Consider the following 13,739-nt stretch of genomic DNA (forward strand, 5'->3'; position numbering starts at 1 on the left):
CGGAACGGAGCCGGGCACCGCCCGGGCGCCCCGGGAACGCGAAAAGGCCGGGCCGACCACCCGCAAGGGTGATCGGCCCGGCCGCACGCCCCCTCAGAGGGGGCGCATGATCACTTGACGGTGACCTTGGCGCCGGCACCCTCGAGGGCGGCCTTGGCCTTCTCGGCAACGTCCTTGGCAACCTTCTCCAGGACCTTGGCACCAGCGGTGTCAACGAGGTCCTTGGCCTCCTTCAGGCCGAGGGAGGTCAGGGTGCGCACCTCCTTGATGACCTGGATCTTCTTGTCGCCGGCACCCTCGAGGATGACGTCGAACTCGTCCTGCTCCTCGACGGCCTCAGCGGCAGCACCGGGGACACCGGCGGCGGCGACGGCGACCGGCGCGGCGGCGGTGACGTCGAACTTCTCCTCGAAGGCCTTCACGAAGGCGGCGAGCTCGATGAGGGTGAGCTCCTCGAACTGCGCGAGCAGCTCGTCCTGGGTCAGCTTCGCCATGATGGCGTCCTTCCACTAAATCGGCAGGTGGTGCCGTATGTACGGGTTTGGCGGGCGCGGGCCCGCAGCGAGGCGTGAGCCTGCCGAACTACTCGGCGGCAGCGTCCTCGGCGGCGGGAGCCGGCGTACCGGCACCGCCCTGCTCGACCTTGTCGCGCAGCGCGTCCACAGTGCGGACGAGCTTCGACGGCAGGGCCTGGAAGAGCGCGGCAGCCTGGGACTGCTTGGCCTTCAGGGCACCCGCCAGCTTGGCGAGCAGCACCTCGCGGGACTCGAGGTCCGCGAGCTTCTTGATCTCATCGGCGGACAGCGCCTTACCGTCAAGGACACCGCCCTTGATGATGAGAGCGGGGTTCTCCTTGGCGAAGTCACGCAGAGCCTTCGCCGACTCCACCGGGTCACCGGTGACGAAGGCGACAGCCGTCGGACCACTGAACAGGTCGTCGAGCTCCGTGATCCCGACCTCATTGGCCGCGATCTTGGTCAGCGTGTTCTTCACCACGGCGTACTCGGCGTTGTCGCCGAGCGAGCGACGCAGGGTCTTGACCTGCTTCACCGAGAGACCGCGGTACTCGGTCAGCAGCGCCGCGGAGGAGCCACGGAACTTGTCCGTGATCTCGGCAACGGCAGCAGCCTTGTCGGGCCTGGCCATAGGCTTACGCCTCCTTCCGTGATGTCGAAGTCAGGCCGACCACGAAAGTCGACCAGTGTCGCCGCGGACCGGCTGGAGGGAAGGAAAGCTCCTGCGAAAACGCAATGAGCCCCGGTGCGCAGGCGCACGGGGCTCGGAACGACCTCGACGGGCTTCCGCGCGAACGCGGACCCGGAAATCGAAGCTCCAGACACACCTGCGCGGGCTGCCTGCGACGAATCGCAGATCCTTCGGCCACCGGCTCCCTGACGGGGGCGCGGCGACAACCAGCGGTCTTTGGCTTCCGCCACAGTAGCCGGAGCGGTTCGCCAGGTGCAAATCGCCCTCGGACGGAGCAACCCCGGCCGGTGCGGCGCGGCTCAGCGGGCCAGCGGGGAGACCGTCCGGACGCCGGTGTCCGCGGTGTCCGTCTCGGGCGGCGCCTGCGCCGAGAGCAGGGCCCCGGCGAGGTCGGTGTAGAGCACCGAGTCGTCCGCGCGGCCGCTGTCCCCGTTGCCGGTGCGCTGGAGCCGGACCAGCTGGTCCTTGTCGTTGAGCCAGAGGTCCAGGGTGAGCGAGAGCGAGCCGCCGGGCGCGAGCGCGGCCCGCAGTCCGTCCCGGCGGGCCTGGGTCAGCTGGGTCTGCGCGGCCGCGTACTTCTCGGCGGTGGTGGTGACCCGGTAGTGCTCGACGGTCGAGTCCTCGTACTTCTCCTCGGCGACGAACTGGGCGTCCGCGCCGTCCGCGGTGGCGGCGGCCAGTGCCTCGACCGGGTTCAGCAGGTCGATCAGCCCCGCGTACGGGACCTCCCGGTGGCCGTCCGGGTCCGGCGGGACGGTGAAGCGCTCCCAGTGCCTGCCGCCCTGGCGGGCCGCGGTGGCGGCGTCGCCGCCCTGGTAGGCGACGGTGTCCACGACGATCAGCTGCTCGGCCTCGGCCGGGGTGGAGCGCTTGATCTGCAGCGCCGTCTTGGGCTGCCAGAACAGCGGGCCGGATCCGGCGTTCCCGCCGAGCCGGTAGCTGACCTTGGCCCGGCGGGCGGTCTGCATGGCCAGCTCGGCGGAGAGCAGCACCCCGTGCGGGGAGCGGTCGGTCGGCTTGGCCGGGCCGGTCGGGAAGGCACTGGTGGCCGGGGCGCTGGACGGGGTCGGGCTGCCGGACGGCGTGGCGGACGGGTCGTCCGCACCGCCGCACCCGCTCAGCCCGCTCGCCAGCAGGACGACGACGGCCACTGCCGCCAACCGCTGCCGTCCCGCCACGTCCGTCCCCTCCCTCACGGCCCCCGCCCGCCGGCAGCCCTTCGTCCGGCCACCATGCCACTCGTCACCGGCCCGGCCGGTGGCAGCCCCCTCATCGGGCCGTGCCGGACCGGCCGGATCCACCGGTCGGCCGAGCCGGGGGCCGGCCGGGTCAGCCGAGCAGCTTGAGGAGGTCGGCCTCGCTGCCGAGGTCGGTGGCGGCGGGCGCCGTGATCGCGGCGGCCTTGCCGAGGTCGGAGTACTTGACGGTGATGGCGGCCTTCGCGCCGTTCGAGTCGCCGTACTCCTGGTACTGGACGAGCTCCTGCTTGCCGTTCAGCCAGAAGTCGAAGGTGAGGGTCTTGCCGTCCTCCTCCAGCGTCTTCTGGACGGCCTGGCGCTGGTCCGCCGGGAGCGCCGACATCCCGGCCACCAGGACGGAGGTGTCCTCGACGGCCTGGAAGTGGGTGGTCTGGGCGCCGGCCAGGCTCTCCTGGCCGACCTTCGACAGCTTGCCGCTCTGGGCCGCGACGGTCAGCACGGCGACCGGGTTGAGCATCTGGCCCCCCGCCCGGAAGCCGTCGCCGGCGTCGTTGGAGGCGGGCAGCTTGACCCAGTGCTTGCCGCCGAGGGCCGCGGCCGACGTGTCGTCGCCGCCGAGGTAGACGTCCGGTCCGACCAGCCGGATCTTGAGCTTCTTGCCCTCCATGTCGCCGACCAGGTCCACGGACACCTTGGCCGGGTCCTTCCAGTCGGCTCCGCCGGTGCCGCCGCCCTTGGCGTCGTCCGGGCTGACCATGTCGACCTTGCCGTTCCCGGCCTTCTGCATGACCAGCGCGGCAGCGCTCAGGGCCGCCTTCGGATCCCCGGTCAGCGCCGCCGCGATCGGGTCGCCGCCCTTGGCGTCGCTGCCCTTGGTGTCGCTGCTCTTGGCGTCGTTGCCGCCCTTGCTGTTGCCGCATGCGGTGACCGCACCGAGCAGGACGGCGGCCGTGGCGACGGCCGAGGCGAGGCGCACAGCGCGCATGAAGGTACCCCCGTGAGATCCGATTCGATCCTGGGAAGAGCCGATTTTCGGTTCTTCCAGGCATTTCCCAGCCGGACTCTAACGGATCGCCAGTGCCCTCACGCACCGGATATCCCCCTGCCGTCAGCCTCCTGCGGCAGGCGTCGCGTCGTCCGTCCCGGAGGAGGGGACATCCGTGGTGGTCACGGTGGTTCCGGCACTGCCCGGGGCCGTCTCCCGCAGCCTCAACAACCGCGCGCCGGGCCCGACCCAGACGTCGAAGCCGATCGCCGCCACTCCGCGCTGCCGGTACCACTTGACCGTCGCGGACCGCCGCTGCGGGCTCAACTCCTGGTCCGTGCCGAAGAATTCGTCCGCCGTCGCGGAGCCCTGGTAGTGCGCGACGGTCATCCCGGCCAGCTGTTCGCCGCCGAGCGAGACGAGTTTGACGGTCTGTGCGATCGCGTACGCCCGGCTGCCGGGGTCGGTCACCAGGGCGGTCATCCAGCCGCCCGCGTAGCCGTCCGGACTCGGGCCCGCCGCCGGGTCGATCGACTCGGCGGCGGTGCGTTCGGCGTGCTTGACCGCGCCGCCCTGGTACGCGAGGTCGATCGCGCCGTCCTTCAGGGCCAGGCTGGCGGGGCCCGTCTCGTCGGTGACGGTCAGCGCGGCCTCGTCGGAGGGCCCCCAGACCAGCCTGCCGCTCGCGGTGCGCCGGCCCGCCGGGCCCTCCTGGACCACCTCGATCCGGGCGCCGCCGGCGTCGTCCAGTGCCTGCGCGGCCTTCAGCACCACCTGCTTGGGCGGTACGGGTGCGGGGTTGCCGGGGGTGCGGGTGTCCGGGGCGGCCAGCAGGCTGCAGCCGGTGGCGGTGCCGGTCAGCAGCAGGGCTGCCACCAGGGCGGCGGCGCGGGGGGCGGGCGGCACGGCACACTCCGGCGGTCACGGTCTTCACATGATCTGACCGGCAGAGCGTACGACGTCCAGTGCAGCCGTTCCCATCCGCCCAGGTCCCGATCCGGCAACCGTTCGAGCCGCCGCCCGGCCCCGGGGACGACGACGGGCCCGCACCCCCGGTGAAGGGGGGGCGGGCCCGTCGTACGGACTGCTCTAGAGCGCTGGGGCTCAGACCGCGGCCGGGTCCTCCTCGACGAGGAGGTTGCGGATGCGGTTCGGGTCCACCAGGATGCCGGGGCCCATGGTGGTCGACAGGGCGGTCTTCTTGATGTAGCGGCCCTTGGCGGCGGACGGCTTGGCGCGGAGCACCTCGTCCAGCGCGGCGGCGTAGTTCTCGACCAGCTGCTCGTCGGTGAAGGAGGCCTTACCGATGATGAAGTGCAGGTTCGAGTGCTTGTCGACGCGGAACTCGATCTTGCCGCCCTTGATGTCGTTGACAGCCTTGGCGACGTCGGGGGTCACGGTGCCGGTCTTCGGGTTCGGCATCAGACCACGGGGGCCGAGGACGCGGCCGAGGCGGCCGACCTTGCCCATGAGGTCCGGGGTGGCGACGACGGCGTCGAAGTCCAGACGGCCCTTCGCGACCTCGTCGATCAGCTCGTCGGAGCCGACGATGTCGGCGCCCGCAGCACGCGCGGCCTCGGCACGGTCACCGGTCGCGAAGACCAGGACCCGAGCGGTCTTACCGGTGCCGTGCGGGAGGATCACGGTGCTGCGGACCATCTGGTCGGCCTTGCGCGGGTCGACGCCCAGACGCATGGCGACCTCGACGGTGCCGTCGAACTTGGTGGTGCTGGTCGCCTTGGCGAGGCGGACGGCCTCGAGGGGGGCGTAAAGGCGCTCGCGGTCGACCTGAGCGTCCGCGGCCTTCAGAGCCTTGCTGCGCTTCACTGCTGCTCCTGAATGGTGATTGGAGTTGTGGTGTCACGGGCCTGCGCAGGCCCTACCACAGGGGACGGCTGAGCCGGTTTGTCCCTGACGGGACGGGGGGATCAGCCCTCGACGGTGATGCCCATCGACCGGGCGGTGCCGGCGATGATCTTCGCCGCGGCGTCCAGGTCGTTGGCGTTCAGGTCGGGCATCTTCGTGGTGGCGATGTCGCGGACCTGGGCGCTGGTGAGCTTCGCGACCTTGGTCTTGTGCGGCTCGCTGGAGCCCTTGTCGACGCCGGCGGCCTTCAGGATGAGGCGCGCGGCCGGCGGCGTCTTCGTGATGAAGGTGAAGGAACGGTCCTCGTAGACCGTGATCTCCACCGGCACGATCATGCCGCGCTGCGACTCGGTCGCAGCGTTGTAGGCCTTGCAGAACTCCATGATGTTGACGCCGTGCTGGCCCAGCGCGGGGCCGACCGGCGGCGCCGGGTTGGCCGCACCGGCGTTGATCTGGAGCTTGATAAGCCCCGTGACCTTCTTCTTCTTGGGAGGCATGTCTCTCCGGGTCCTTCCGAGAGGTGATTGCTGGTGTGTGCGGAACCGGGGCGACACCCGGCCGCCGACACACACATCGAACCAGGCTAACGTGTCCGCGCCCCTGGACCAAAACGGATCCGGGGCAGGGCCCCCAGGCCCCGCCCCGGATCCGAAGACCGTGTGGCTAGTTCTTCTGGATCTGGTCGAAGGAGAGCTCGACCGGGGTCTCCCGGCCGAAGATCTCGACCAGGCCCTTGACCTTCTTCGAGTCCGGGTTGATCTCGTTGATGGTCGCCTGCAGCGTCGCGAACGGGCCGTCGGTGACGGTGACCGAGTCGCCGACCTCGAAGTCCAGCACCTGGATCTCGCTGGGCTTGATCGGCGAGGGCTTGCCGGCGTCCTTGGCCGCCTGGCGCTCGACGTCCGGGGCGAGCATCTTGACGACCTCGTCCAGCGTCAGCGGGTACGGGTCGTAGGCGTTGCCGACGAAGCCGGTGACACCCGGGGTGTTGCGCACGACGCCCCAGGACTCCGGGGTGAGGTCCATGCGCACCAGCACGTAGCCGGGGAGCTTGTTCTGGCGGATGGTCTTGCGGTCGCCGTTCTTGATCTGGACGACCTCCTCCTGCGGCACCTCGGCCTGGAAGATGTACTCCTCGACGTTCAGCGAGACGGCGCGCTGCTCCAGGTTCTGCTTCACCCGGTTCTCGTAGCCGGCGTAGGTGTGGATCACGTACCACTCGCCCGGCATGAAGCGCAGGTCCTCGCGGAACTTGGCGACCGGGTCGACCTCGGCGGCGGGCTCCTCGGCCTCGACCTCGGCGTCAACCTCGGTGTCAGCCTCGTCCTCGGCGGCGGACTCCTCGGCCTCCTCGGTCCCAGCCTCCTCGGCGGCGGCCTCGACGTCGCCCTCCACGTGCAGCGCGGCCTCCTCGGCGGGCTCGCCGACCTCGGCCTCGTCGTACGCCTCGGCCTCGTCCTCGTCGCTGTCCGCGGCGTCGACGATCTGCTCGGCGGAGTCGGCGTCGTCAGCCAGCTCGGCCGCGTCCAGCTCGGCGGCGACATCCGCCTCGCGGACGGCCTCGTCGGCGTCGTACAGGGGGGACTCAGACACGGTGGCTGCTTCTTTCCTGGAGATGGTGAAGGTGGCGCGCTCCGGAACCGGCCCCGGCACGCTGCCGCTGACGCGGGTGCCCGGAGAGGTCTCGGAGACTTCAACAGTACCGAGTCCACGGTAACGGCGCGTACGTGCGCCACCGACAGCTCGACCCGGACCGAAGATCGGCCCGGGTCGGGAGGCTGTTCCGAAGGTGGTCGGCTGCGTCAGCCGAAGATCAGGAGGCTCAGCTTGGAGAAGCCGTAGTCCAGACCCGCCACCAGGGCCATCATGACCACGACGAAGGTGACCACGACGGCGGTGTAGTTGGTGAGCTCGCTCCGGGTCGGCCAGACGACCTTGCGCAGCTCCGCGATGATCTGGCGGTAGAAGAGGCCCATCCGCGCGAACAGGCCCTTCTTGGCCCGCTTGCCGGACTTCTTGTCGCGGTTGCCGCGCTTGCCGGACTTCTTGCCGCCCTCGACGGGCGTGGTCTCGGCAGCGCCGTCGGCACCCTCGGGGTTGCCGCTCTCAGGCGTTGCGGTGGAGCCCGTGGTCTCCGTCACTCGTCCTCACCTGAATCCGGGTCCTGCCGAACTTCGCCGCGCACCCGATGGGGCACGACCGGCCGGCGTAGCGGTGCTGATCGGTGCCATCTCCGCATCAAGCCCGCTCGCTCTGTGGAGCGAACGGGCTGAAAACGGTTCAAGCAGCAGGGCAAGAGGGACTCGAACCCCCAACCGCCGGTTTTGGAGACCGGTGCTCTACCAATTGAGCTATTGCCCTACGGCGCCTCGCGGCTCCGGTGGCGACCAACCTACCGCATCTCCCCCCGCTGTCTGTACAGCGGCGAAAGCTCCGGTTCTTTTTCGGCGGGCCGTCGAGCAGCGAGTGTACGTGGTCGGGGGGCGTTTGGTCGAACCTCTTCTTCCGGAAGCGCCCCTCCTCCGGCGGATGTCCGGTCCGCCGGGGTGGCCACCGGCGGATCGCCCGGCGCCGGGATGCGGACGGGACCGTACGGATCCTGGAACCTCGATGCCCGGTCCGTCCCGGTTCTGCGACGATGCAGGCATGAGCGCTTCCACCCCGCAGCCCGACCAGTCCCTCCGCCCCGCCGACCGCCGGGTCTCCGCCCGGATCGGCGCGATCGCCGAGTCCGCGACCCTCGCCGTGGACGCCAAGGCCAAGGCCCTCAAGGCCGCCGGCCGCCCGGTCATCGGCTTCGGCGCCGGCGAGCCCGACTTCCCGACGCCGGACTACATCGTCGACGCGGCCGTCGAAGCCTGCCGCGACCCGAAGAACCACCGTTACACCCCGGCGGGTGGCCTGCCCGAGCTGAAGACCGCGATCGCCGCCAAGACGCTGCGCGACTCCGGCTACCAGGTGGACGCCTCCCAGGTGCTGGTCACCAACGGCGGCAAGCAGGCGATCTACGAGGCCTTCGCCGCGATCCTGGACCCGGGCGACGAGGTCATCATCCCGGCGCCGTACTGGACCACCTACCCGGAGTCCGTCCAGCTGGCCGGCGGCGTCCCGGTGGAGGTCGTCTCGGACGAGACCACCGGGTACAAGGTCTCGGTCGAGCAGCTGGAGGCCGCCCGCACCGAGAACACCAAGGTGGTGCTCTTCGTCTCGCCGTCCAACCCGACCGGCGCGGTGTACACCGAGGCCGAGGCGGAGGCGATCGGCCGCTGGGCGCTGGAGCACGGCCTGTGGGTGCTCACCGACGAGATCTACGAGCACCTGGTGTACGGCGACGCCACCTTCACCTCGCTGCCGGCCCTGCTGCCCGAGCTGGCCGACAAGTGCATCGTGGTCAACGGCGTCGCCAAGACCTACGCGATGACCGGCTGGCGGGTCGGCTGGGTGATCGGCCCGAAGGACGTCGTCAAGGCCGCGACCAACCTGCAGTCGCACGCCACCTCGAACGTCTCCAACGTGGCCCAGCGCGCTGCCCTGGCCGCCGTCGCCGGCGACCTGGACGCCGTCGCCGAGATGCGCGAGGCCTTCGACCGCCGCCGCCGCACCATCGTGCGGATGCTCAACGAGATCGAGGGCGTCCTCTGCCCCGAACCCGAGGGCGCCTTCTACGTCTACCCGTCGGTGAAGGGCCTGCTGGGCAAGGAGATCCGCGGCAGGCGCCCGCAGACCTCGGGCGAGCTGGCGACCCTGATCCTGGACGAGGCCGAGGTCGCCGTCGTCCCGGGTGAGGCCTTCGGCACCCCCGGGTACCTGCGGCTCTCCTACGCGCTCGGGGACGCCGACCTGGTCGAGGGCGTCAGCCGGGTCCAGAAGCTGCTCGGCGAGGCCCGCGACTGACGCCGGTCCGTCGCACCGGTCCCACCGGGGAACCGCCCTCTTTTCACCCCTTGGGGGGATGGCAGGAGGGCGGTTCCCGTTTGGGGTCCGGATACGGCAGTATCGGCGAATGGAACGCCTGTTGAACCCGCGAGACGTCAGGGGCCTCCCGAAGGCCCACCTGCACCTGCACTTCACCGGCTCGATGCGCCCCGCCACCCTGCTGGAGCTGGCCGACAAGCACGGCGTCCGCCTGCCGGAGGCGCTCAGTTCCGGCGAGCCGCCGAGCCTGCGGGCCACCGACGAACGCGGCTGGTTCCGCTTCCAGCGCCTGTACGACACCGCCCGCTCCGTCCTGCGGGACGAGGAGGACATCCGCCGGCTGGTCCTGGAGACCGCCGAGGACGAGCGCCGGGACGGCTCCCGCTGGCTGGAGATCCAGGTCGACCCGACCTCCTACGCGCCCCGGCTGGGCGGCCTGATCCCCGCGCTGGAGCTGATCCTGGACGCGGTGAAGCACGCCGCCGCGGCCACCGGGGTGGGCATCCGGGTGCTGGTCGCGGCCAACCGGATGAAGTCCCCGATGGACGCCCGGACCCTGGCCCGGCTCGCCGTCCGCTACGCCGACCACGGGGTGGTCGGCTTCGGCCTCTCCAACGACGAGCGCCGGGGCCTCGCCCGGGACTTCGACCGGGCCTTCGCGATCGCCCGCAACGGCGGGCTGCTGGCCGCTCCGCACGGCGGCGAGCTGGCCGGCCCGGAGTCCGTCCGGGACTGCCTGGACGACCTGGGCGCCACCCGGATCGGCCACGGCGTGCGGGCCGCCGAGGACCAGCGGCTGATGCAGCGGCTGGCGGACCGCCAGGTCACCTGCGAGGTCTGCCCGTCGTCCAACGTCTCGCTCGGTGTCTACGAGCAGCCCGAGGAGGTCCCGCTGCGCAGGCTCTTCGACGCCGGGGTGCCGCTGGCGCTGGGCGCCGACGACCCGCTGCTGTTCGGCAGCCGGCTGGCCGACCAGTACGAGCTGGTCCGGGACGTCCTGGGCTTCGACGACGCCGAACTCGCCGAGCTGGCACGGCAGTCGGTGCGCGGCTCGGTCGCGCCGGAGGCGGTCCGCAAGGAGCTGCTGGCGGACATCGACGCCTGGCTGGTGGACGGCCACGCCCCGGCGGACGCGACCGCGGACGCCACCGCCACAGCCGCGGCGAGCGCCGGCACGAGCGCGAGCGCCTAGAGCGCGACGCCCACCATCACCGGCTCGTTCACCAGCTCCACCCCGAAGGCCTCGCGGACCCCGTCCCGGATCTCCCGGGCCAGCGCCAGCAGGTCCTCGGCGGTGGCCGAGCCGCGGTTGGTGAGCGCCAGGGTGTGCTTGGTGGAGAGCGTCGCCGGGCCGCTGCCGTAGCCCTTGGCGAAGCCGGCCCGGTCGATCAGCCAGGCCGCCGAGGTCTTGGTGCAGCCCTCCGGCGCGGGGTAGGCGGGGGCGTTCTCGGTGCCCGGGCGGGTGCGGAAGGACTCGTACTGCGCGGCCGTGAGCACCGGGTTGGTGAAGAAGGAGCCCGCCGACCAGGTGTCGTGGTCCACGGGGTCCAGCACCATGCCCTTGCCGGCGCGCAGCCGCAGTACGGCGTTCCAGGCCGTGCTGACCGGCACCCGCTCGCCCTGCTCGACGCCCAGGTGCCGGGCCGTCTCGGCGTAGCGGACGGGGGTGGAGAGCCCGCCGTCGTCCTCCAGGCGGAAGCGCACCCGCAGCACCACGTAACGCTCCGGCTCGGCCTTGAAGCGGCTGTGCCGGTAGGAGAACGCGCACTCGGCGTTCGAGAGCGTGACCACCTCGTCGGCGCTGCGGTCGTAGGCGACCACCTCGGTGATCGACTGTGCGACCTCCTGGCCGTACGCGCCCACGTTCTGCACCGGGGTCGCGCCGGCCGAGCCGGGGATGCCGGCCAGGAACTCGATGCCCGCCAGGTCGTGGTCCAGCACCGTCCGCCGGACCACCTCGGACCAGGTCTCGCCGGCCGCGACCTCCAGCGCCGTGCCGTCCAGGACGAAGCCCTCGGTGGCGATCCGCAGCACGGTGCCGGGGAAGCCGTCGTCGCCGATCACCAGGTTGGAGCCGCCGCCGAGGACCAGCAGCGGCTCCCCGGCCGCGTCGGCCTCGCGGACGGCGGCGATCACGTCGTCGTCGGTGTGGGCGGTGACCAGGCGGCGGGCCGGGCCGCCGAGCCGGAGCGTGGTCAGCGGGGCGAGGGGGGCGTCGTTTTCTACCAGCACGCCCACCAGCGTACGGGGGGAAGGACGGCCCCTCCGGCCGCCCTTCCCCCGCGGGCTCAGACTCGGGCGGCTTCGGCCCGGTCCGGCGCCGGCTGCCCCGCGGCCGTCGCGGCCGTCGCGGCCCCGGCCCGGCCCCGGCGCGGGATGAACACCGCGGCGAGCGCCCCGACCGCGACGGCGGCCGCGCCGACGTACAGCGCGGGCACCAGTCCGTCCGTGAAGGCCCGCGCCGACTGGTAGCCGCCCTGCGCCGAGAACACCGCCGAGAGCACGGCGACCCCGAGCGCCCCGCCGACTTCGCGCAGGGAGTTGTTGGCGCCGGAGGCGATCCCCTGTTCCTGCGGTCGGACGCTCGCCATCACCAGCTGGGCGGTCGGGCCGAAGTAGAGGGACATGCCGATCCCGCAGACCACGATGGCGGGGATCTGGGCGGGGTAGTCGTACCCGGTGCTCCCGTCGACGACGAGGGCGAACATCGCCAGCCCGGCGGCCTGGAGCGCCAGTCCGGCGACCACGATCGGCCGGCCGCCGATCCGGTCGGAGACGATGCCCGCGACCGGCGAGACCAGCAGCGGCATCGCCGTCCACGGCAGCATCCGGATACCGGCCTCCTGCGGGCTGTAGCCGCCGACGCCCTGGAGGTACTGGCTGATCAGGAAGATCGAGCCGAACATCCCGAGGTACATCAGCAGGCTGGCGGCGTTGACGGCCGAGAAGGCGCGGCTGCGGAACAGCCGCATCGGCAGCATCGGGTGGGCGGCGACGCGCTGCTCGTACCGGACGAAGGCGGCCAGCAGGACGGCGCCGCCGATCAGGGCGCCGAGGACCAGCGGACTGGTCCAGCCGTCCGGGTTGCCGCGGATCAGGCCGAGCACGATCCCGAACATCCCCAGGCTGACCAGCACGGTTCCGGGGCCGTCCAGGGCCCGAACGGCGCCGCGGCTCTCGCCGAGCCGCAGGAAGGCCAGCGGCAGCAGGACGAGGCCGACCGGGACGTTCACCCAGAAGATCCACTGCCAGGAGAAGTGCTCGGTGAGCGAGCCGCCGATCAGCGGCCCGGCGGCGACGGCGAGGCCGCTGACACCCGACCAGATGCCGAAGGCCAGCCCCCGCCTGGCCTCGGGCACGGCGGCGGTGAGCAGAGTGAGGGTGAGCGGCATCATCACCGCGGCTCCGACGCCCTGGACGGCCCGGGCGGCGATCAGCTCGCCGATGCCCGGCGAGAGCGCGGCCGCGGCGGAGCCGGCGGTGAAGACCGTCAGGCCGGCCAGGAAGATCCGGCGGCGGCCGAAGCGGTCGCCGAGGGCGGCGCCGAACATCAGCAGCACGGCGAAGCTCAGGGTGTAGGCGCTGACCGTCCATTCGAGGTCGGACAGGCCGCCGCCGAGTTCCTCGCGGATCGACGGCAGTGCGGTGGTGACCACCAGGTTGTCCAGGGCGGCCATGAAGCTCGCCGCGCTGACGATCACCAAGGTCCAGACCGCGGCTCGGCCGAAGGCCGATTTCTCCGTCATGACGTTCCCCCAGATTCCTCTAGATAGTTATTGATCAATAACTTTGCGGGGCCGAAAAGAGGCCGCACGGACACCACCGCGCGGCCCGCCTACTCCGCCCCTTCGCACCCGTCGAAGCCGGTCCAGAGCCGGTGGTCCGACGGGTAGCCCAGCGCCACCAGCGTGTTGATCAGCATCCCGTGCGCGAAGAAGCTCGTGGCGTCCTTCATGTCACCGCCGATCCGGATCCTGACCCGGTCGAACAGGTCCTCCCACAGCCGCCGGGCGCTCTCCCCGATCTCCTCCTCGCCGACCGCCCTGGCCGCGAACACCGAGACGTAGAGCTGCATCTGCATCATCAGCTGGTCCCGGTCCTCGACCAGGCCCAGGTACGCCTCGGACATCGCGTCGGCGGCGGCCTCGCCGGTCAGCCCGGCCGACGCCTCGTCGAAGACCCGCCAGGTCTCCTCGACGCAGCGCTCGGCGGCCGCCTCGAAGATGGCCTGCTTGCCCGGGAACAGCCGGAACAGGTACGGCTGCGAGACGCCCACCCGGCGGGCGATCGCCTCGGTGGAGGTGCCGCGGTAGCCGCCCCGGGCGAACTCGATCATCGCGGCCCGGACGACGCTCTCGCGCCGCTCCTCCGCACTCATCCGGATGCTCGACCTCGCCATGGGACCAAAGTTAGTGGCCAATCACTATCTTTGCAAGGCCCCCGGACGGGGGGGGGGGGGGGGGGGGCGGCGGGCCCCCCCCCCCCCCCCCCCCCCCCCCCCCCCCCCCCGCGCCGCCCCCCGCCCCCCCCCCGCCCGCCCCCCCCCCCGCGCCCCCCGCCCCCCCACC

The 13,739-nt window shown here is 71.8% G+C and carries 14 protein-coding genes and 1 tRNA gene; 2 read left to right on the forward strand and 13 right to left on the reverse strand.

Annotated elements, in window-relative coordinates:
* Positions 1–110 precede the first annotated feature (110 nt).
* From rplL to AC0B61_RS06830, 10 genes are all read right to left on the reverse strand, one after another.
* Positions 111–494, reverse strand: a complete 384-nt coding sequence (gene rplL, locus AC0B61_RS06785) for a 50S ribosomal protein L7/L12 (RefSeq protein WP_471739530.1) — start codon at positions 492–494, stop codon at positions 111–113.
* Positions 495–582: 88 nt separating this feature from the next.
* Positions 583–1,146, reverse strand: coding sequence for a 50S ribosomal protein L10 (rplJ, locus tag AC0B61_RS06790; RefSeq protein ID WP_030232356.1), 564 nt, complete (start codon positions 1,144–1,146; stop codon positions 583–585).
* A gap of 359 nt (positions 1,147–1,505) precedes the next feature.
* Positions 1,506–2,384, reverse strand: a complete 879-nt coding sequence (locus tag AC0B61_RS06795; protein ID WP_471739531.1) for an SCO4651 family lipoprotein — start codon at positions 2,382–2,384, stop codon at positions 1,506–1,508.
* A 151-nt stretch (positions 2,385–2,535) separates the two neighbouring features.
* A complete protein-coding gene (locus AC0B61_RS06800) occupies positions 2,536–3,390 on the reverse strand; it encodes an SCO4651 family lipoprotein (RefSeq protein WP_471739532.1) in 855 nt (284 codons plus the stop codon).
* Between the two features lie 123 nt (positions 3,391–3,513).
* Entirely contained in the window at positions 3,514–4,296 is a 783-nt protein-coding gene (locus tag AC0B61_RS06805; RefSeq protein ID WP_471739533.1) for a hypothetical protein, read from the reverse strand.
* Positions 4,297–4,494: 198 nt separating this feature from the next.
* Positions 4,495–5,217, reverse strand: coding sequence for a 50S ribosomal protein L1 (gene rplA, locus AC0B61_RS06810; protein ID WP_471739534.1), 723 nt, complete (start codon positions 5,215–5,217; stop codon positions 4,495–4,497).
* Positions 5,218–5,318: 101 nt separating this feature from the next.
* A complete protein-coding gene (gene rplK / locus AC0B61_RS06815) occupies positions 5,319–5,753 on the reverse strand; it encodes a 50S ribosomal protein L11 (protein ID WP_471739535.1) in 435 nt (144 codons plus the stop codon).
* Between the two features lie 166 nt (positions 5,754–5,919).
* Positions 5,920–6,849: a transcription termination/antitermination protein NusG gene (gene nusG, locus AC0B61_RS06820; protein ID WP_471739536.1), complete on the reverse strand. Its 930-nt coding sequence runs from the start codon at positions 6,847–6,849 to the stop codon at positions 5,920–5,922.
* Positions 6,850–7,058: 209 nt separating this feature from the next.
* Entirely contained in the window at positions 7,059–7,397 is a 339-nt protein-coding gene (secE, locus tag AC0B61_RS06825) for a preprotein translocase subunit SecE (RefSeq protein WP_471739537.1), read from the reverse strand.
* Positions 7,398–7,544: 147 nt separating this feature from the next.
* Positions 7,545–7,617 (reverse strand) — tRNA-Trp (locus AC0B61_RS06830).
* 285 nt (positions 7,618–7,902) lie between these two features.
* Here AC0B61_RS06830 and AC0B61_RS06835 point away from each other — a divergent pair.
* Entirely contained in the window at positions 7,903–9,150 is a 1,248-nt protein-coding gene (locus tag AC0B61_RS06835; protein ID WP_471739538.1) for a pyridoxal phosphate-dependent aminotransferase, read from the forward strand.
* Between the two features lie 109 nt (positions 9,151–9,259).
* Entirely contained in the window at positions 9,260–10,363 is a 1,104-nt protein-coding gene (locus AC0B61_RS06840; protein ID WP_471739539.1) for an adenosine deaminase, read from the forward strand.
* On the opposite strand, the gene AC0B61_RS06845 is transcribed toward AC0B61_RS06840, so the two are convergent.
* The 3 genes from AC0B61_RS06845 to AC0B61_RS06855 form a co-directional block, all read right to left on the reverse strand.
* Complete coding sequence (locus AC0B61_RS06845; protein WP_471739540.1) at positions 10,360–11,403, reverse strand: UDP-N-acetylmuramate dehydrogenase; 1,044 nt, start codon at positions 11,401–11,403, stop codon at positions 10,360–10,362. The genes AC0B61_RS06840 and AC0B61_RS06845 overlap by 4 nt on opposite strands.
* Positions 11,404–11,459: 56 nt before the next feature.
* Positions 11,460–12,917, reverse strand: a complete 1,458-nt coding sequence (locus AC0B61_RS06850; protein WP_471739541.1) for an MFS transporter — start codon at positions 12,915–12,917, stop codon at positions 11,460–11,462.
* 89 nt (positions 12,918–13,006) lie between these two features.
* Positions 13,007–13,570, reverse strand: coding sequence for a TetR/AcrR family transcriptional regulator (locus tag AC0B61_RS06855; RefSeq protein WP_471739542.1), 564 nt, complete (start codon positions 13,568–13,570; stop codon positions 13,007–13,009).
* Positions 13,571–13,739 lie beyond the last annotated feature (169 nt).

It is taken from the genome of Kitasatospora sp. NPDC023385 (assembly GCF_055664045.1).

What these genes read in the sequence shown, in the direction of transcription:
- rplJ (WP_030232356.1), bottom strand. Translation starts at nt 1,146, where the DNA reads ATGGCCAGGCCCGACAAGGCTGCTGCCGTTGCCGAGATCACGGACAAG.
- AC0B61_RS06835 (WP_471739538.1), top strand. Translation starts at nt 7,903, where the DNA reads ATGAGCGCTTCCACCCCGCAGCCCGACCAGTCCCTCCGCCCCGCCGAC.
- rplL (WP_471739530.1), bottom strand. Translation starts at nt 494, where the DNA reads ATGGCGAAGCTGACCCAGGACGAGCTGCTCGCGCAGTTCGAGGAGCTC.
- AC0B61_RS06800 (WP_471739532.1), bottom strand. Translation starts at nt 3,390, where the DNA reads ATGCGCGCTGTGCGCCTCGCCTCGGCCGTCGCCACGGCCGCCGTCCTG.
- AC0B61_RS06840 (WP_471739539.1), top strand. Translation starts at nt 9,260, where the DNA reads ATGGAACGCCTGTTGAACCCGCGAGACGTCAGGGGCCTCCCGAAGGCC.
- AC0B61_RS06850 (WP_471739541.1), bottom strand. Translation starts at nt 12,917, where the DNA reads ATGACGGAGAAATCGGCCTTCGGCCGAGCCGCGGTCTGGACCTTGGTG.
- rplK (WP_471739535.1), bottom strand. Translation starts at nt 5,753, where the DNA reads ATGCCTCCCAAGAAGAAGAAGGTCACGGGGCTTATCAAGCTCCAGATC.
- AC0B61_RS06855 (WP_471739542.1), bottom strand. Translation starts at nt 13,570, where the DNA reads ATGGCGAGGTCGAGCATCCGGATGAGTGCGGAGGAGCGGCGCGAGAGC.